This is a genomic window from Gelria sp. Kuro-4 (genome assembly GCF_019668485.1).
Taxonomy (GTDB): Bacteria; Bacillota; DTU030; order DUMP01; family DUMP01; genus DUMP01.
Map to the genome: position 1 here is coordinate 1,375,233 of NZ_AP024619.1, position 18,803 is coordinate 1,394,035.

The 18,803-nt window shown below is 56.0% G+C and carries 16 protein-coding genes; all 16 read left to right on the plus strand.

The window, feature by feature from the left end; translation table 11 throughout:
* Window positions 1-63: 63 nt before the first annotated feature.
* The 16 genes from K5554_RS06865 to K5554_RS06940 all read left to right on the plus strand — a co-directional run bounded on the left by K5554_RS06865 (window position 64) and on the right by K5554_RS06940 (window position 18,693).
* Entirely contained in the window at window positions 64-1,629 is a 1,566-nt protein-coding gene (locus tag K5554_RS06865; RefSeq protein ID WP_221040400.1) for an acyl CoA:acetate/3-ketoacid CoA transferase, read from the plus strand.
* Window positions 1,630-1,645: 16 nt separating this feature from the next.
* The gene (locus K5554_RS06870; RefSeq protein ID WP_221040401.1) at window positions 1,646-2,428 is read left to right on the plus strand and encodes an enoyl-CoA hydratase-related protein; all 783 of its coding nucleotides are present in this window, start codon (window positions 1,646-1,648) and stop codon (window positions 2,426-2,428) included.
* Between the two features lie 121 nt (window positions 2,429-2,549).
* Window positions 2,550-4,046 carry a sugar ABC transporter ATP-binding protein gene (locus K5554_RS06875; protein WP_221040402.1) on the plus strand — a complete coding sequence of 499 codons (1,497 nt, stop codon included), beginning with the start codon at window positions 2,550-2,552 and terminating at the stop codon, window positions 4,044-4,046.
* On the plus strand, window positions 4,046-5,014 hold the full coding sequence (locus tag K5554_RS06880) for an ABC transporter permease (protein WP_221040403.1): 969 nt from the start codon (window positions 4,046-4,048) through the stop codon (window positions 5,012-5,014). The genes K5554_RS06875 and K5554_RS06880 overlap by 1 nt, the downstream gene beginning before the upstream one ends.
* 87 nt (window positions 5,015-5,101) lie before the next feature.
* A complete protein-coding gene (locus tag K5554_RS06885) occupies window positions 5,102-6,067 on the plus strand; it encodes a substrate-binding domain-containing protein (RefSeq protein ID WP_221040404.1) in 966 nt (321 codons plus the stop codon).
* Window positions 6,068-6,250: 183 nt separating this feature from the next.
* Window positions 6,251-7,027 carry an IclR family transcriptional regulator gene (locus tag K5554_RS06890; RefSeq protein WP_221040405.1) on the plus strand — a complete coding sequence of 259 codons (777 nt, stop codon included), beginning with the start codon at window positions 6,251-6,253 and terminating at the stop codon, window positions 7,025-7,027.
* A 66-nt stretch (window positions 7,028-7,093) separates the two neighbouring features.
* On the plus strand, window positions 7,094-7,900 hold the full coding sequence (locus K5554_RS06895) for an enoyl-CoA hydratase/isomerase family protein (protein WP_221040406.1): 807 nt from the start codon (window positions 7,094-7,096) through the stop codon (window positions 7,898-7,900).
* Window positions 7,901-7,928: 28 nt separating this feature from the next.
* Window positions 7,929-9,500, plus strand: a complete 1,572-nt coding sequence (locus K5554_RS06900) for an acyl CoA:acetate/3-ketoacid CoA transferase (protein ID WP_221040407.1) — start codon at window positions 7,929-7,931, stop codon at window positions 9,498-9,500.
* Between the two features lie 123 nt (window positions 9,501-9,623).
* On the plus strand, window positions 9,624-10,670 hold the full coding sequence (locus K5554_RS06905; protein WP_221040408.1) for a TRAP transporter substrate-binding protein: 1,047 nt from the start codon (window positions 9,624-9,626) through the stop codon (window positions 10,668-10,670).
* A gap of 60 nt (window positions 10,671-10,730) precedes the next feature.
* Entirely contained in the window at window positions 10,731-11,213 is a 483-nt protein-coding gene (locus K5554_RS06910) for a TRAP transporter small permease (RefSeq protein ID WP_221040409.1), read from the plus strand.
* Window positions 11,214-12,500 (plus strand): TRAP transporter large permease, encoded by a 1,287-nt coding sequence (locus K5554_RS06915; RefSeq protein WP_221040410.1) that lies wholly within the window; start codon window positions 11,214-11,216, stop codon window positions 12,498-12,500.
* Window positions 12,501-13,006: 506 nt separating this feature from the next.
* Window positions 13,007-13,453, plus strand: coding sequence for a MaoC family dehydratase (locus K5554_RS06920; protein ID WP_255565551.1), 447 nt, complete (start codon window positions 13,007-13,009; stop codon window positions 13,451-13,453).
* A 77-nt stretch (window positions 13,454-13,530) separates the two neighbouring features.
* A complete protein-coding gene (locus K5554_RS06925; RefSeq protein WP_221040411.1) occupies window positions 13,531-15,237 on the plus strand; it encodes an FAD-binding protein in 1,707 nt (568 codons plus the stop codon).
* 28 nt (window positions 15,238-15,265) lie between these two features.
* Complete coding sequence (locus tag K5554_RS06930) at window positions 15,266-16,288, plus strand: zinc-binding dehydrogenase (RefSeq protein ID WP_221040412.1); 1,023 nt, start codon at window positions 15,266-15,268, stop codon at window positions 16,286-16,288.
* A gap of 65 nt (window positions 16,289-16,353) precedes the next feature.
* Window positions 16,354-17,112, plus strand: a complete 759-nt coding sequence (kduD, locus tag K5554_RS06935) for a 2-dehydro-3-deoxy-D-gluconate 5-dehydrogenase KduD (RefSeq protein ID WP_370636974.1) — start codon at window positions 16,354-16,356, stop codon at window positions 17,110-17,112.
* 819 nt (window positions 17,113-17,931) lie between these two features.
* Window positions 17,932-18,693 (plus strand): fumarylacetoacetate hydrolase family protein, encoded by a 762-nt coding sequence (locus K5554_RS06940; RefSeq protein ID WP_221040414.1) that lies wholly within the window; start codon window positions 17,932-17,934, stop codon window positions 18,691-18,693.
* The last annotated feature ends 110 nt before the right edge of the window (window positions 18,694-18,803 follow it).

Here is an 18,803-nt window from a genome sequence, read left to right on the forward strand (position 1 = left end):
GCAGGGATTTACGAACAGAAGTCGGCAATGCCGAACATACTACGTACAGGAGGAGTGCTTCTTTTGGCCAAGGTGATGTCTGTCCAGGAAGCGGCACAACTGATTAAAGATGGCGACACCGTGTGGATAGTGAGTTCCGGGGGAGGAGTTGCAGAACCTGGTTACGTCCTCGCGGGAATTGAAGAACGCTTCCTCAAGACAGGGCGTCCGCGGGACCTGACCGTTTGCCATGCGAGCGGCATAGGGGACCGGCAGGGGGGTGGCACAGATCATTTTGCGTACGAGGGCCTTGTCAAACGTGTCGTTGGCAGCCACTGGACCTGGGCTCCTCGGCTTTCGCAGATGGTGGTTGATAACCTGATCGAAGCCTACGTTCTGCCGCAAGGGGTTATGACGCAACTGACCCGGGCCATAGCCGGGGGGAAACCTGGGGTTTTGACCCATGTGGGTATCGGTACCTACATTGACCCGCGCCTGGAAGGAGGGCGCCTTAATACCCGCTCGCAAGCCGAGTTGGTGAAGGTTGTGGAGCTGGAGGGCCGGGAATGGCTCCTTTACAAGTCATTCCCGGTAGACGTCACCATCATCCGTGGTACTTCTGCGGATGAGGACGGCAACATCACCATGGAACACGAGGGGGTGATCATGGAGGCTCTTCCGGCCGCGCAGGCCGCGAAGAATTCTGGTGGCATTGTGATTGCCCAAGTGAAACGTCTGGCCCAGCGCGGCACACTTGACCCGCGCCTGGTTAAGGTCCCAGGCATCCTAGTCGACGCGGTGGTAGTGAACCCAGGCCAGATGCAGTCATGCGAAGTGGTGTACGATCCTGCTTACAGCGGAGAACTCCGAGTCCCACTGGATAGCAGCGAACCAATGCCGCTCAATGAGCGAAAAATTGTCGCCCGCCGTGCTGCGATGGAGCTTTACCCTGGTGCAGTCTGCAACCTCGGCTTTGGCATGTCTGACGGAGTAGCAGCCGTTGCTGCCGAGGAAGGAATAAGTAATAAAATTACCCTTACAGTTGAGCAGGGGGTTATTGGTGGGATTCCTGCCCTTGGTGTGAACTTCGGGCTGGCTGCTAACCCTGTCGCTTTCGTCGACCATGCTTCCCAATTCGATTGGTACGACGGCGGGGGACTAGACATCACGTTCCTAGCCTTTGCCCAGGCCGACCAGGCCGGGAACGTGAACGTGAGCCGATTCGGGAAACGGATCGTCGGGGTAGGCGGCTTCGTTAATATCTCGCAAAACGCAAAGAAGGTCGTATTCTGCGGCAGTTTCTCTACCTCTGGCCTGGAGGTTGCGGTTGAAGATGAGAGGCTGCGAATCCTCAAGGAGGGTCGTATTCGCAAGCTTGTTCCTGCTGTGGAGCAGATAAGTTTCAGCAGTTCCTACGCGCTGAAGCGTGGGCAAGCGGTTCTATACGTCACCGAGCGCGCGGTTTTTGAACTTTGTCCTGGGGGGCTGGTCCTGACCGAAATCGCCCCAGGCATAGACCTAGAAACCGAAGTTCTAGCCCAGATGGACTTGCGGCCCATCATTAGCCCGCATCTCAGGGTTATGGACGCGCGCATCTTTCGACCCGGGCCTATGGGCCTTAAGGAGGAAGCGAAGTTTCAAGAACACTAAGCAGGGGGCGCAGATCGTGGAGTATGAGAATATTACCCTAACAAGAGAAAAGAACATCGCCATTATCACCGTAAACCGGCCCCAGGTATTAAACGCCCTTAATCGGCAAACCCTGGCGGAACTTAAGGCAACCTTCCTAGAGTGTGAGGAAGACCCTGGGGTACGCGCAGTGATAATCACTGGCAGCGGTCTCAAAGCTTTTGTCGCCGGGGCCGACATCAACGAGCTCAACGGACTTCCGCCAGTCGAGGGGCTGAAGCTAATGCACCTAGGGCAGGAGGTATTCGGCCTGCTCGAAAAAATGGGAACGCCCAGCATCGCAGCTGTGAACGGCTATGCCCTGGGTGGCGGGTGCGAACTGGCCATGGCTTGTGATCTCAGGATTGCCTCGACCAACGCCAAGTTTGGCCAGCCGGAAATCAAGCTTGGGAACATTCCTGGATGGGGTGGAACCCAGCGCTTGCCGCGGCTTATTGGTAAAACGAAAGCCAAGGAGCTGATATACACCGGCAGATTTATCACCGCAATGGAAGCGGAAAGGCTGGGCCTCGTGAACAAGGTGGTTTCACCAGAGGAACTCCTGCTCACCGCCAAAGAGCTTGCCCGTGAGGTGGCCGCTATGGCGCCAATAGCGATAAAGATGGCCAAGGCGGCGATTGATCAGGGGACTGAGGCCGAGCTGGCTATCGGCCTGAGCTTGGAAGCGCAGGGTGTGGCCATGTGCCTTACCACCGACGACCAGAAAGAAGGCGTGCGGGCGTTCTTTGAGAAACGGGCACCTGTTTTCCAGGGCAAATGAAGGGGGAATTACAGCCAACTGACCGTAGTCAGCGGACGGGTAATAGTGCACGCGAAGCACGTTGCAGAGATTGTTACGGAATCGAACAGAGCTGCCCAGCCTAGACAAAGGGGGGAGTGCCATGAACGAAACCTTGCTGGAACTCAGGGAAATCAACAAGAGCTTTTCGGGAGTACAGGTATTAAAGAATGTAACCTTCACCGTAGCAAAAGGAGAAGTGCATGCCCTCGTTGGTGAAAACGGAGCAGGCAAGTCAACCCTCATGAAGATACTCTCGGGTGCGTACACGCGCGACTCGGGAGAAATCCTGCTCAACGGCCAACCTGTTGATATTCGTGGACCGGGGGATGCCCGGCGGTTAGGGATAAGCATTATTTATCAGGAACTCAGCCTTGTTCCTCAGCTTAACGCCGTGGAGAACATCTTTCTGGGCCGGTGGCCGGAAAAGAGCAAAGGGCTTGTTGATTGGTCTAAACTGTGGAACGACGCAGCGCGGCTTTTGCAGGATATCGGGGTTAGCATTAATACAAAGGTACCTGTTCGTGAACTCAGTGTGGGGCAGCGGCAGATGATCGAGATCGTGCGCGCCCTTTCCTGCCAGGCCAAGATCATCGTCATGGATGAGCCAACGAGTGCACTTACGGAGAAAGAAATCCAAAGCCTGCTGAACCTCATCCGGGAACTGAAACGCCAGGGCGTGACGATCATCTACATTTCGCACCGCTTGGACGAGGTCTTCACGATAGCAGACCGTGTCACGGTACTAAAGGACGGGGCTGTTACCGGCACGCGTGCAGTCAGTCAGATAACTAAGGCAGAGTTGATCCGGCTGATGGTTGGGCGAGATATAAAGGACTTTTACCCCAAACGTACTAGCAAACCTGGCGAAGTTGTTCTGGAAGTGAAGAATCTGACCCACAAGGGAGTTATTGAAGATGTCAGCTTTCAGGTACGGGCTGGAGAAATCGTCTGTTTAGCTGGTTTGATCGGGGCAGGGCGAACGGAGACGGTACGAGCCCTCTTTGGAGCGGATCCTGTGGATTCAGGTGAGGTTTATATCCTTGGTAATAAAGTAAGGATGAGGACGCCAGCCGAGGCTATCAGGGCAGGCATTGCTCTAGCTCCCGAAGACCGACGTTTCCAGGGGCTCGTTCAGTGTTTGTCTGTTGGCGAAAACATTACTTTGGCAAACCTACAGTCTGTAGCATCGCGGCGGGGCGTAATCAACCTTGGGTTAGAGAAGACAAAGGTCAAGGGTTATATCAAAGACCTAAACATCCGCACGCAGGGACCTCAGCAAAAAGTGCAGGGGCTCAGCGGCGGAAACCAGCAAAAAGTTGTGCTAGCGAAATGGCTGGATACGCGCGCCCGGATCTTCATTTTCGATGAGCCAACCCGGGGGATTGATGTTGGTTCCAAGGTCGAGATCTATCAGCTAATGAACAAGTTGGCTGAAAGCGGCGCGGCTGTAATCGTAGTGTCTTCTGAATTGCCGGAAGTTTTAGGAATAAGTGACCGTATTCTCGTCATGCACCAGGGGAGGATTGCTGGAGAACTGATGGCCTGCGACGCAACAGAAGAGGAGATAATGGGATATGCAGTAGGAGGGGTTGAGTGATGGCGAAACAAACGATTGCCGGCACGGCGATTTCACCTACGCCTTCTATCGGCGCACGGCTTTTGAGCCCGCTGCAGCGCTATGGCGTGGAGATGGCGTTGGTTCTCTTGATTGTCTTGGCCGGGATCCTTGAGCCCGTGTTTCTCAATCCAGTAAACGTCATCAATGTTCTGAGACAAGTATCGATCACCGGTACTCTGGCCGTAGGCATGACTTTCGTCATTATTAACGGGGGAATCGATCTTTCGGTCGGCTCTATTGTCGGCCTGGCCGGCATGCTGGCGGTTATGCTTCAACCTCAGGGCCTGTTGGTAAGCACCGGGGTGGCCCTCGTCATTGGCGTCACGCTTGGCTTCCTGAATGGGGTCGGTGTTGCCAATGGCATCGTTCCCTTCATTATGACCTTGGCTACCATGACCGCCGCCCGCGGAATCGCGTTCATGGTTTCGGATGGCCGCCCGGTTATGGGGGTGAGCGATGCTTATGCTTGGATCGGGGAGGGACAACTGGTAGGTATCCCGGTGCCGGTGGTCGTCTTTGCTCTCGTGGTGGCAACTGGTCACTTTATCCTAACAAAAACGACCTTCGGTCGTTCGGTTTACGCCGTTGGGGGCAATATCGAAGCGGCCCGGTTGTCCGGAATCAATGTAAGGAAGAACCAGGTTATGGTTTACGTGCTTTCCGGTCTCTTAGCAGGCATTGCTGGTGTTGTCATTACAGCGCGCATGACTGCTTGTGACCCAACCGTCGGTAATATGTTTGAGCTGGACGCCATTGCCGCTACAGTTATCGGCGGCACGAGCATGTCAGGCGGGGAGGGTAGGGTTACCCGTACAGTTGTCGGTGCCTTGATCATGGGCGTGCTTGCGAACACCATGAACCTCATGAATGTAAGCCCCTATTCCCAGCAAGTTGTCAAGGGCATCATCATCCTTGGCGCTGTTTTGATGGACAGGGTCAGGCGTTAAAGCATAAGAGCCAGGAGGGGAGGGATAGCAGAAAAACAAACGCAGAGCGGTGATGCCACAGCGAGAAAAAAGGAAAGGAGTTTATCCATGCGTACGATGCTGAAGTGGGGTAAAGTAGTCACTATTGGGTTCTTGGCTCTGGCCTTGGTTACGTCGCTCGCCGGGTGTGGAAGTAAGGCTCAGGGAACTGCGGGCGAGAAACAGGTTAAGATTGGGTTTTCCATGCCGTTCTTGAATAGCCCATACAGGGTGGCCATGGTCAATCAGGCTGAGGAATGGATTAAGCAAAACCACCCGGATTGGAAGCTAATTGTTACCGATGGGCAGCGCAATAGCGCAAAGCAAATCAGCGACGTAGAAGACCTGATTGCGCAAAGACCCGACGTTATCATCATGGCTCCTGGGCAAGCACAACCACTTGTCCCAGTAGCGAAGAAGGTGATGGAGGCCAAGATCCCCCTCGTGGTTATCGACCGTGACCTTAATAGTGACACCTATACAGCTTTCGTAGGCGGTGATAATGTTAACGCTGGAAGAGTTGCGGCTCAGTATATTGCCAAACGCTTGAACGGTAAGGGCAATGTAGTGGAAATCCAAGGCGAACTGGGTGCCTCTGCCACCATCGACCGTGATAAAGGCTTCAAGGAAGAGATTAAGAAGTACCCGGATATCAAGATTATTGTAGATCAGCCTGCCGATTACAAGCGGGACAAGGCCCTCGCCTTGATGGAAGACATTCTTCAAGCCCATCCGAAGATTGATGCCGTCTACGCACAGAGCGACGAGATGGCCTTCGGGGCGCTCAAAGCCATCCAGGCAGCCGGACGTGACAAGGAAATGTTTGTGGTTGGAACCGACGGTCAGAAAGCAGCCTTCGATTCCATTAAGAAAGACGAATTCGGTGCGACCGTGCTCTACCCCACCGGTTCTGTCGAGACCATGCAACTGGTAGAGAAGATTTTGGCCGGCGAGCAAGTGGAGAAGCGCAATATTTTGGACACGCCTCTAGTAACCAAGGAGAACGTGGACCAATACTACGACAAGGGAATCTAGTTAAAGATACCCGGGGCGCGGCCGTCAGTCCGCGCCTCTTTTTATGCTTGTAGAAAACTTGTAGAAAAAACATAAACCACAGAAGGAGTTTCACGGAAAAGAGCGAATTACATACATAGGAACTAACCACTGATCGGCCTATACGACCGAAACGGCCACTTTTCGGTTAAGCGAGGTTGGGTCATGGAAACCAGCGCCCCCTTGGTTAAATCAGTCCTAAGGGCTCTTCAAGTTCTGGAAGCCTTCGAGAAGGAACCCGAGATTGGTCTTTCGGAACTTGCCTGTAGGGTAGGTTTGCCCAAAAGTAGCGTTTACGGCCTTGCGGAGACCCTCAAGAGCCGGGGCTACCTTGATCAAGATGCTGCCACAGGGAAATACCGCCTCGGTTTAAAGGCCTTCGAATTGGGGGAATTGTTCAAGGGGCGCCTCGACCTTCGGTCGGAAGTTCTCCCTGTACTAAACAGGCTGGCGGGCGAATACCGCGAAACGACGCAGCTTGCTATTCTTCAGGAGCGAGAAACAGTCTATATAGAACGTGTCGAGTCACCGTGGTCTATGAAGTTTAGTAGCCGGATCGGCATGCGCCTCCCGGCGCACTCTAGTGGATCGGGCAAGGCCATGCTGGCTTTTCTTCCCGGCGAAGAGTTTACCCGGCGTTTTGAAGGAGCGGTACTGGAAAGGTTTACCCCCCGTACGATAACCGATGTTGAGGTGCTAAAGCAGCATCTAGCTATGATCGCGGCTCGTGGTTTCGCTGTAGACGACGAAGAGTCAGAGCTGGGGGTACGTTCCGTGGCTGTCCCCATATTAGACCATACCGGGCAACCGGTTGCGGCCATAAGCGTGGCCGGTCCTACGTACCGAATCACTTATGAGGTGGTGGACCGCATCGCCCCGGCACTCATGTCCGAGGTGTACCGGATCTCGAGGCGGTTTGGCTATAAAGGGGGAGGGAGATAAAAAATTTGCCTTGAATGTTGACCAACAGTCGGTATTACCGAACAACACTCAACGGAGGTCCTTGCGATGCAATGCCAGATTAGTGACCCATCTCAGCTTGTCTTGCTCGAGCGATATAATGACGGAGTAGCGGTACTTACCGTCAACAACCCGCCCTTAAACCTTTTCACGCTGGCCATGACTAGGGCGTTCGACTGGAGGTTGCGGGAAATTGCCGTTGACCCAGGCATCCGGGCAGTCGTCCTGACCGGATCCGGAACAAAAGCCTTCGGAGCCGGCTCCGACATCAAAGAGTTCAAGGAGATGTTCGAAAGTGGTCAGGTCATTGACCGCAAGTTGCGATACGAAAATGAGGTTTTCACCCGGCTGGAAGACCTCCCACAGCCTACCGTGGCGGCCATCCGCGGTGTAGCCTTGGGCGGGGGCCTCGAACTGGCGCTGTGCTGTGATTTAAGGGTTGCCGGGCAAAGCAGCAGGCTTGGTCTTCCCGAAGTCAAGCTCGGGGTGTTCCCCGGGAGCGGGGGGTTGGTCCGGCTACCGAAGATAATCGGAGAAACCCGGGCCAAAGAACTCATGTATCTGGGGGAGCCAATAAGCGCAGAGCAAGCTCTAACGTGGGGGCTACTCAATAAGGTTGTACCGGACGAGGACGTGCTGGGCACGGCCATGAGTTTGGCTGCGGAACTGGCAAAACGGCCCGCTGTCGCCATCCGGGTCATGAAAAAAGGGATAAGGGAAGCTCGGGTGCTGGGACGCGAGGCGGCAATAGAAGCTACCTATCCCCTTAGTGAAACGGTATTCGCCAGCAACGACATCAAAGAGGGCGTGGCCGCGTTCTTCGCCAAAAGACCACCCGAATTCAAGCACAGCTAGGGCTGTTCCCAGGGGAGGAGTGAGTGACGTGAAAAGCAAAGTGATGACCGCCACGGAGGCGGCAAACCTCATAAAGGATCACGACGTCATTACGGTTACCGGCAACTGTGAAATGCTGATGCCTGATGCCGTACTTGCGGCCTTAGAGAACAGGTTCCAGACCACCGGGTCCCCCGCGGGCCTGGGCCTGTACTATCCGGTAATTTCCGGCGCACAACGCGAAGGAACGGGGGTTGACCGGCTGGCGCACCCCGGCATGCTCAAGCGGGTTATCGCCAGTAGTATGTACACGCTCAAGGTGAAACGGATCTGTGACCTCATCGCCGAGAACCAAGTCGAGGCCTACCTGATGCCCATGGGCGCCATGTGGCAGCTTCTCCGGGCGATTGCCGGCAAAATGCCGGGGACTCTTACACCTGTGGGTGTCGGCAGTTTCATCGATCCGCGCACGGGGATAGGCAAACTCACTCCCCAGACTGTGGAGGACCTGGTTTCGGTAGTTACTATCGAGGGAAAAGAGTACCTGTTCTACAAGGCCTTTCCGATTAATGTTGCTATCATCCGTGGCACTACGGCCGACGAGGTCGGGAACGTGAGTATCGAGGACGAGCCGATCAGCTCTGGCATTCTCTCGATTGCCATGGCGGCCAAGAACTCCGGCGGCAAGGTGATCGCTCAGGTGAAGAGATTGGCGGCAAAGGGCAGTATTCACCCCCGCAGGGTAGCGGTGCCAGGTATGTTCGTGGATGCCATCGTTGTCGACCCGCACCAGCAAGACTTCTTCCCCTACAATCCATACCTCACCGGCGACCTGCGCCAGCCAAAGGACCAGTCCAGTCGGTTGCCCCTGACCTGGCAGAAGCCACTGCTAAGGCGTGCCGCGCTTGAACTACGACCCGAGCAGGTAGTCAACTTCGGTTTTGGCGTCGCCGCAGGGGTTGCCCAAGTTGCGGCCGAAGAAGGAATTGAAGACGACGTATGGTTTACAGTGGAGCATGGGCCGATCGGAGGCGTGCCCAACACCAAGGACGCGTTCGGCGCCTCGGTTAATCCCTTGGCCCTCATGGACAGCCCCATGATCTTTGACATGTACGATGGTGGGGGCCTCGACATCACCTTCCTAGGTATGGCACAAGTGGATAAGCAGGGAAACGTCAACGTCAGCAAGGTCAACGGCAAGTACAACTTAGGGGGCTTTTTGGATATCGTCTACCGCACGCCGAGGATCGTCTTCTGCGGTTCGTTTACGGCCGGCGGGTTTGATGCTGAAGTCAAGGACGGCAGGCTCTTCATCAAACAAGAGGGTAGGATAGCAAAGTTTGTGGAGCATGTGGACCAAGAAACCTTCTCCGGCCCCCAGGCAGTTGCTAACGGGCAGCAAGCGCTGTACGTGACCGAACGGGCTGTGTTCGAACTGGTGCCTGAAGGCATAAAGCTTTTAGAGATTGCCCCGGGGGTGGACCTGGAGAAGGACATCCTGGCCAGAATGGCCTTCCGGCCAATTATAAGCGAAAACCTGCGGACCATGGACCCGGCACTGTTCCTCGAGGCCAAACTGGGGTTAAGAGATCGCTTCACCGGCGGAGCCTCGCAGAGCTAGAAAGCCCGGTCAGATCAGCGGCGAGTCCGGTACGTAGGGGGGGTGAGATAGCCAAGCAGCGGGTCACAACCATGGATTCGCTCGTTTTGTGTGAAACCTGTAGTCTACAAAGGGGGTATAGCTGTGAAAAGGTTTAAGTTGGTGCTAAGAATGATCGCCCTAGGTCTAGCCCTGGGCCTTGCGGTTACCGGGTGCGGCAGCAAACAGAGTGCGGACCAGAGCCAAGACAAGCAGGGTGAGTCCGGCAGTGTAACCGTCAATCTGCGACTGGGACATGATCAGACAACCGACACTCCGTACCAGGTGGCCGCTGAAGATTTCGCCAATGCCGTGGCCGAGAAAACGAACGGCAAGGTCAAGATAGAGATTTATCCTGGCGCCACCCTTGGCGACGAGCTTTCCATGCTGGATAGCCTGCGGCTCGGAGATCTAGACTTCTCCATCGCGGCTGCGCCGAACGCCGCCTCCCATATTCCCGAACTCGGCTTTTTCGGGGTAGGGTACCTGTTCAAGGACTACGACCACTTCCGCAAGGCCATGACCGACCAGACGATCATCGACAGAGTAGCCAACCTGGCGGCGGAGAAGAACCTCGGCTTCAAGTTCCTGGGCTTCTTGACCACCGGTGCGCGCAGCCTCTACAGCATTAAGCCCATCCGGACGCCCGATGACATGAAGGGCGTGAAGATGCGCGTCATGGCTTCGCCAGTGGAGGCCAAGGTCTGGGGCACGCTGGGTTCCTTGCCCGTATCGATTCCGTTCGGTGAAGTCTACAGCGCCCTACAGACAGGCGTCGCAGCCGCCGCCGAAAACACCCCGCTTGTGTACGTCGCCAATAAGCACCAGGAAGTGGCCCCGTATCTCGATCTGACTGAGCACCAGTACATGGTTTCCACCCTCTGGGTGAGCGACAAGACTTGGGAGAAGCTGCCTGAGGATGTGAGGAAGGCCGTCGTCGCAGCTGCCAAGGAGATGACAGACACCCAAATCCAGCAGACCCAGAAAGACGAGGCTAAACTCCTTGAGGAAGCCGGAAGCAAAGGCGTCAAGGTCATACGGGACGTGGACAAGCAGGCCTTCATCGACAAGGTACTGAGCCTGCAGGACGAAATCGCCAAGGAAATGAAGTTGGACGATATTCTGGCCCGCATCCGGGAATTGGGACAATAAAGGCGAAAGAGCGGCCCGGACTCCAAGGCCGGGCCGCGCCTAACCATGAGGTGATAAGCCATGAAGTCACTGGACCGGCCACTAAGCCTTCTGGCGAACGCCGCCTCTGCTTTCGTCACGTTCCTGTTGTTTGCTTCCCTGGCTACCACTTTTACGGATGTACTCATGCGGAGTCTCATCCGTAAGCCGCTCCTCTGGGGCCAGGAGGTTTCTCTCATCTGTTTCATTTGGACGGTGTTCCTGGGTGCCGGAATCGGCGTATCCAACCGAGCTCACTTCTTTGTCGATGTCTTGCCCCCGTTGCCCAAGAAGCTGAACACGGCTCTACAAATCTTCGTTGAGGTCTGCATCCTCGTTTTCGCTTACTTCCTCTTTTCCGAAGGGTACCGGATGATGATACTCGGTCTAAATCGTTTTTCCCGGCCATCGGGGATTCCCATGTTTTATATTTTCGCGGCCATCCCCGCTAGTGGCGCTATGATGATACTGTACACGGTTAGGAACCTGATTACAGAAATAGGAAATCTAAGGGGGGAAGGGTGATTGGGTCTGCTAGCCCTGTTGTTCGGTAGTTTCCTGGTGCTCATCCTTCTGCGCGTTCCCGTGAGCTTTGCCCTGGGGCTAGCGTCACTCCTGACCGCTTTTGCCGGGAAGATAAGCCCGACGATGGTGATACAACAGACTTACCGGGGCCTGGACTCTTTTCCATTGCTGGCAGTCCCCTTCTTCCTGCTAGTAGGTCAGCTGATGAACGACAACGGCGTTACGGACAGGTTAATTAAGTTCTCTAACGCCCTGGTAGGACACATCAAGGGCGGTTTGGGCCACGTTAACATCGTGGTGAGCATGATATTTGCCGGGCTCTCGGGGTCGTCCCAGGCGGACACGGCGGGTATCGGCTCGGTGCTAATCCCGGCAATGATCCGCGAAGGGTATGACCGTCCTTTCAGCGTCGCGGTAACGGCGGCGTCCTCCACCATGGGGGTTATCATCCCTCCCAGCATCATGATGATCATCTACGGGGCCATGGGCGGCGTATCCATCGGCGCCTTGTTCCTGGCCGGAGCTATTCCCGGAGTGCTGATCGGCCTGGGCCAGATGGCCCTAACCTACTACTTTGCCATCAAGAGAGGGTACCCTGCCGGCAAGAGAGCAACGTTAAAGCAGTTCGGGGGAGCTTTTCGCGAGGCGGCCCTTCCGCTCGCTATCCCTGTTATCCTTATCGGCGGCATCACCAGCGGTGTGTTTACGCCCACAGAGGCATCCATGATAACTGCAGTCTACTCCCTGGCTCTCGGCTTCCTCTATCGGTCTGTAAACTTGAAGCAATTGCCTAAGGTCTTTAAGGAAACAGTGCTTCTCTACTCGCTAACGCTGATTTGTGTCGGGACAGCAACCTCGTTCGGCTGGCTGATGGCGTACCTAAAAGCACCCGAGCTAATCCTGGATTTGGTGGCACCGGTCGCGAGCAATCCTACAATCATTCTTCTCATTGTCATGGCACTGTTTCTCATTGTGGGTTGTCTCATCGATGCGGTTCCGGCTATCATCATTTTCCTGCCGCTCCTCAACAAACTGGGCGCGGCGGCAGGGATCAACCCCATCCACATGGGAATCGTAGTGGTGATGACCCTATCGTTGGGGCTGGTGACTCCGCCCTACGGCGTGTGCCTGCTCCTGGCTTCACGCATTGGGGGCATGACAGTGAGAGACAGCTTCGTGGCCATCTTGCCGTTCGTCTGGCTCTTTATGGTTACTATCGTCTTAATAATTCTCGTGCCGCAAATCTCCCTCTTCCTGCCGAGCCTCTTCATGCCGCAGGCAGTCTAGGGCAGATCCCATCCTTGAAAATTGCCAGCACGCAGAAATGCCTAGCAGGGCCATTCCCCGCACGGCGCATTACGTACCGCGAATAAAAGGAAATACGTCAGGTTTGCGCCTGTGTATTCGACAAAGGTATTGCTTAACCGATTTCATACTTGGATCTCGCAAATAAGCTTACCATGTGTTGGGCCTTCAAAGACCTGACCCAAACAGAGAGCGCAGGTGACTATGGAGGTGAGGCGCCAGGTCTGCGCTGGGCAGTAGGACTGCTTAATTGCAGAACAGGGCTACGGCCGCTTACAGTTTCTTTCGCTGGGCGCGAGGCCTGACGCCAATGGGTGCGAGGGCACTGTTCGAGCTCGAAGGGCGCGTTGTGTCCGAGCCCTGAGCGAGCCAAGCTCGTTCGTCTTCAAGTCGTCTGCGCTGAAGGGAGATGCCCAAGGGTACAATTGCGCATCACTCACGGGGCTGCCTTGGTAGTATACATGTTTAGTCGAGAAGGAGGAGTAACGATGACCCGGCGGATGACGATTGACGACTATCATGTTGGGGACAAGTCCGTTTTCACGAAGACCATAACTGAGACAGACGCCTCGCTCTTTGGGGCTATTTCCGGCGACTTCTACCCGATCCATTTCAACGAAGAGCTAGCCAAGAAGACGCGCTTCGGCAGCCGTATCGCCCATGGCGTAATCACAGTGGGACTGATTTCAACGGTACTAGGGGTGCCTCTTCAGGGTCCGGGAGTGTGCGCCGCGGTGGAGAAGGAACTGCACATCAACTTTACGGCACCCGTGCGTTTCGGCGACACCATTACGGCGGAAGCCGTCGTTACTGAGGTAATCCGTGAGCGGCACATCGTAAACCTGGCGCTAACCTGCCGGAACCAGAGAGGAGAGGAGGTCCTCGAGGGAAGTGCTGTCCTTAAGGTACTAAAAGAGGTTGTAACCGAGTCTTAGAGCTGCCTAGGTTGACACGATAACGCAGGATGTAGCTTCGGCCCGGAGAAAACGGGATGAGAAGGAGCTGTGTGGTGATGCAAGGCAGCGTTGACGTACTTGTGATCGGCGGCGGCGGGGCTGCCTGCCGCGCCGCTGTGGCAGCGGCTGACGCGGGGGCCAAGGTGGCCATGGTGCTCAAGGGGAAGCTAGGAAGGAGCGGTGCTACTGCCTACAAAGTCGCTGAGATGGCCGGCTTCAACGTGGCGGATGCCCAGGCAGACCCACTCGACTCGCCCGAAGAGCACTACCGGGACATCATGCAGGCCGCCTATAGTATGGCCGACCCTAAGCTTGCGCGCGTCGTGGCCGAAGAGGCGCCGCAGGCTCTGCAGAAGCTTGTTGAGTGGGGAGTGCCCTTCGAACGTGACGGTGACCACTACCTGGAGTTTACCAGCTGTTTCTCTAACCGGCCTCGAACCCACGTGATTAAGGGGCACGGCGAGCCGATCATCGAGGCTTTGGTGCGCGAGATACGGAAGCGCGCTATCGCGGTGTACGAGGATTGCCAGGTTACCAACCTTTTTATCAAGGATGGCCGCTGCGTTGGGGCGGGCATCCTGGACGAAGACGGGGTATTTCACGCACTGGCGGCAGGAGCAGTAGTACTTGCGACCGGCGGGGCCGGGCAGCTGTTTGCGCGGAATCTGAACCCACTTGACATTTGCGGCGACGGTTACACGCTGGGGTATGAGGCCGGTGCGCAGCTGATCAACATGGAATTCATGCAGGCCGGACTGGGCATCAGTTATCCTATAGTGAACCTGCTCAATGCCTGGATTTGGTCGGCCCGACCGGTGCTCACCAACAGGTTAGGAGAACCAGTTCTGGAACGCTACCTTCCGCCAGATATTACCCCTGAGACCGTCATGGATGCCCACGCCCGCCACTTTCCATTCAGCTCGGCAGATCCTTCCCGTTACATCGAGATTGCAGTGCAAAGCGAGATCGCTGCTGGCCGTGGTACCGACGAGGGTGGAGTCTATCTAGACCTGACCAGGATTACCGACGCCTATTTGAATTCCCTCCCACCTGAGGATGCTTTCCGAAAGATGTGGCCCATTACCCAGGACTTCCTCTCGGCGCGGGGAGTAGACGTAGCCAAACAGAAAATTCAGATTGCCTGCTTCGGGCACGCCATCAACGGCGGCCTGCGCATTGACGCCAGCGGAGCTACCACCGTTCCGGGCCTTTTTGCCGCCGGGGAAGTGGCGGGGGGGCCTCACGGCGCGGACAGGCTGGGCGGAAACATGATGGTTACTTGCCAGGTGTTCGGCGCCCGGGCCGGCCGTGCAGCTGCTGCCGAAGGCAGGAATAGAGAGCGGAGAGAGATTCCTGCGACCCTTGTGGCAGAGGAGGAAGCCCGGCTTAAGGCGCGCGCAGGCCGCGCAGTGGACGTGGCAGCACTGAAGGCGAGACTGCAGCAGGCTGCCCAGACGCACCTTCTCGTGCGGAGAAGCGAAGCTGGATTACGGGAGTTCCTGAACACTATCTGTCTCCTGCGAGAGGAGATAAAGGCAGCCCCGGCAGCGGCCCCTAGCCGGAGGGTCTGGGACCTACAGAGCCTGCTCACTGTGGGAGAGCTTATGGCGACAGCCGCCCGTGTGCGCAGGGAGAGCCGCGGAAGCCACTTCCGTGCCGACTACCCAGAGCGTGACGATGAGAACTTCGGCCGGCCATTTGCCATCAGCCGCGGTAGCGCTGGGCCCGACCTAGTACCATATGAGTTCGAAGCGAAGCGGTGAAAAGACTGTACTATAGGAGAGATTGACCATGACTAAAATGCTAGCAGCAGTGTACGAGGGACCAAACACCGTCGGCGTAAAAGAGGTAGAAGTCCCACGCCCTGCTCCGGGTGAGGCCTTGATACGGGTTGCTTACGCGGGGATTTGCGGTAGTGATATGCTGATCTACCGTGGGGGGCACCCCAGGGTAAAACCTCCGCTCATCATGGGTCATGAGTTTGCCGGTACCATCGTGGATGTGAACACGACGGGAACAGACCTTAAGCCAGGGGATCAGGTGGTGGTAGAACCCCTTCTTTCCTGTGGCCGGTGTGAGGCCTGCCGCACGGGCAACTACCACGTGTGTCAAACGCTCGGGCTTCTCGGCATCGACCGGGACGGAGGGTTCGCCGAGTATGTCACCGCCGCGGTCGACAAGATATACAAAGTCCCCGCTACCCTTTCCCCGGATGTTGCTGCCTTGGTGGAACCTGTGGCGGTTGCTGTTCACGCAGTGCGTCGCTCAAACGTTAAAGTTGGTGACCGCGTGGTAGTCCTTGGGGCGGGGCCGATCGGGCAACTCGTTACTCAGGTCCTCCTAGCAGCTGGTGCAGGGCAGGTTCTAGTAAGCGAGTTGGGCGAGGGCCGGAGGAAGCGCGTGGCCGAGTTGGGCGTGACCACCATCGACCCGGCTGTCTGCGATCCGGTGGTGGAGGTAAAGAAGGCCACCGGTGGGACGGGTGCGGACGTCGTTTTTGAAGTGGTCGGCGCGGCACCTACGACGGCCCAAGTGGTGGCCATGGCCAAGGTTCGGGGCGAGGTTGTATTTGTAGGAATTGGAGCTAGGCCATTGCCCCTCGACCTACAGAACGTCAGCTTTAAGGAACAAAACCTTGTCGGCACGCGTGTCTACTCGTTCCGCGACTACGAGATCGCCCTTGGCCTCTTGGCCACCGGCAAAATCCGGCCGGAACTGGTGGTAACTCACCGCCTGCCCTTGACCGAGGTACAGTACGGCTTTGATCTTATGGCAGAGGGTGACGCGGCGCTGAAGATTCTGCTCAAACCCTGACTACATCTTACCCTTTGTTTTTCATCAGAAAAACGGACGGGTTTTGGAAGGAGGAGTAACCGATGATTCTCGATCAGTTTCGCCTGGACGGAAACGTGGCCCTGGTAACAGGAGCTGCCTCTGGCATGGGCCAGGCCATAGCCGTTGCTCTAGCGGAGGCTGGCGCCGACGTGGCAGCAGTCGGGCACGCTAGGAGCTTAGGGGAAACCCGGGCACGCATTGAAGCAATCGGTCACCGCTGCCTGGCGCTTACAGCAGACTTGACGAGCATCGAGCCTGTTCATCACCTGGTAGACCAGACCGTAGATAGGCTGGGGCGCCTCGATATTCTGGTCAATGCTGCGGGCATGATTCGGCGCGCCCCTGCCCTGGACTTTAGTGCAAAGGATTGGGATGACGTAATGAATCTCAATCTGAAGACGGTCTTTTTCCTGAGTCAAGCTGCTGCACGCGTCATGAAGGAGCACGGGTACGGAAAGATCATCAACATTGCCTCGATGCTGTCTTTCCAAGGGGGAATCCTTGTACCATCCTACGCTGCCAGCAAGGGTGGAGTTGCCTCTCTTACAAAATCGCTTGCGAACGAGTGGGCGAAGTACGGCATCAATGTCAACGCCATTGCACCAGGCTACATTGATACGACCGTTACTGCTCCCATCAAGAACGATCCCGTCCGCAACCAAGCCATTCTGGAGCGGATCCCGGCCGGGCGCTGGGGTGTCCCAACGGATGTGCAGGGAGCAGCGGTTTACTTGGCCTCTCATGCCTCGGATTACCTGCAGGGCACGATTCTCACTGTAGACGGTGGCTGGCTGGCACGCTGAGAGCAGGTACCAGAAGCGTGCTGCAGACAGGTTCACCTGTGAGGAGTCTGCCTTCCAAGCAGGAATTCTAGAGAGCAATTTTCGGGCTGGGTGAACCACCACATTCAGGTGCGAGTTGGCCAGTATTTAATCAGGAGTCCTACAAACTGCTGCGTTGCTGTGTGAAAATGGAATTGCACAACACCTGATCCACCTGGGGGGCGGAATGGTCTTCAGTGCGTAGCGGGTTCGGAAGAGTAGGTTGACCAACTGACTGTTGGATCACCGTGTCTTCCGTGCCCGCTTGTTGATTATGTTCCCACTGGGCAAATCGGATCAGGGTTTCAGCGGTGAGGTACAACGCTACGTAGACGTATACATGGTTTTCGCCGGCAGAGGAGCACTTCCGCCGAAGCCAGGCGAAGAGGGGTACAACAAAGACCATCGCGTAAATACTGAAATTCCGGCTTCAGTAGCCTTGACACCGCATCCACCACGAAAATCGAGACGATAGACAGCAAAAAGTAGCTGCACAGGGTGATTCCGATTTGTCAAGAGAACATATCTGCGAATTACATCCACTTAACAGCATCAAGTACATGACTCATATGCTACCTTGAGGTTGGAGACTGAGAAGTAAGAACAGACTAAAGCTTACAGTAGAAAGAAACCAGCGGTTGGGACGATTGGAGAAGCGTAACGCTTGCCTGCAGGTTCTTTATGGGGCCTATTCTAGCTTACGGTAAAAAACTTCAAAAGCAAGCAGGAATAAAAAGCCGGTACATGGAATTCTTAATCAGCAGAACAGAGTTGCGTAATACGAAACAAGGAGGCTACAGGATGGCTACCTTCCTGCGTTTCCAGGTCGGCGACAGTCCGGCTCGCCATGGTTTGCTCGAGGGCGATAAGGTTGTGGCGCTGGCGGGAAGCATCTACGGCGCTTGGCACCGTACTCAAGAAGAATTTCAATTCTCTGCGGTTAAACTCTTGGCGCCCTGCGAACCCAGCAAAATCATCTGCGTGGGAACTAACTACCAGGCGGTACTGGCGGCCAAGGGTCAGAGTGCCCCAATGGAACCGGTAATCTTTCTCAAGCCGCCTTCGACGGTGGTAGGGCCGGAGGAAGCAATTCGTTATCCCAGGGGTGTACAAAAGCTAGGGTATGAGGTGGAACTCGCGGTGGTGATTAAAGACCAGGTCAAGAATGCCAGCCCAGAAAAAGCCCTGCAGCATGTGCTGGGCTACACCATCGCCAACGACATCACGGCCAAGGACTTCATGACGGGTGGTCCCTGGACCAAAGGTAAGTGCTTCGACACGTTCCTGCCCTTGGGTCCATACATCGTCACGGACATCGACCCGAACAACGCGGGCATTAAATCAGTTTTGAACGGGCAGGTTACCCAGGATTCCAACACAGCCGATATGGTTTTCAAGGTGGCCGACATCATTGCCTACGTTTCCAGCATTATGACGCTGTGCCCGGGCGACGTGATCTCAACTGGGACACCGCCGGGAGCAGGGCTGCTCAAGCCCGGCGACGTGGTGGAACTGAGCATTACGGGACTCGGGACGTTGCGCAACCCGGTGCGGGAAGGCTAGACAGGCGGTTGGTGCGCTTCCCTGTGCCGCTTTGAAGTTGTCTGGCGCGGTGGTTTTGGGTTGTGCGGCTGTGGTTTCTGGGGCGGCGCGGCAAGAAAACGAAAACCTGT

Coding starts and splice junctions, on each gene's coding strand:
- K5554_RS06885 (WP_221040404.1), top strand. CDS start 5,102: ATGCGTACGATGCTGAAGTGGGGTAAAGTAGTCACTATTGGGTTCTTG.
- K5554_RS06880 (WP_221040403.1), top strand. CDS start 4,046: ATGGCGAAACAAACGATTGCCGGCACGGCGATTTCACCTACGCCTTCT.
- K5554_RS06940 (WP_221040414.1), top strand. CDS start 17,932: ATGGCTACCTTCCTGCGTTTCCAGGTCGGCGACAGTCCGGCTCGCCAT.
- K5554_RS06930 (WP_221040412.1), top strand. CDS start 15,266: ATGACTAAAATGCTAGCAGCAGTGTACGAGGGACCAAACACCGTCGGC.
- K5554_RS06895 (WP_221040406.1), top strand. CDS start 7,094: ATGCAATGCCAGATTAGTGACCCATCTCAGCTTGTCTTGCTCGAGCGA.
- K5554_RS06920 (WP_255565551.1), top strand. CDS start 13,007: ATGACCCGGCGGATGACGATTGACGACTATCATGTTGGGGACAAGTCC.
- K5554_RS06875 (WP_221040402.1), top strand. CDS start 2,550: ATGAACGAAACCTTGCTGGAACTCAGGGAAATCAACAAGAGCTTTTCG.
- K5554_RS06925 (WP_221040411.1), top strand. CDS start 13,531: ATGCAAGGCAGCGTTGACGTACTTGTGATCGGCGGCGGCGGGGCTGCC.
- K5554_RS06890 (WP_221040405.1), top strand. CDS start 6,251: ATGGAAACCAGCGCCCCCTTGGTTAAATCAGTCCTAAGGGCTCTTCAA.
- K5554_RS06910 (WP_221040409.1), top strand. CDS start 10,731: ATGAAGTCACTGGACCGGCCACTAAGCCTTCTGGCGAACGCCGCCTCT.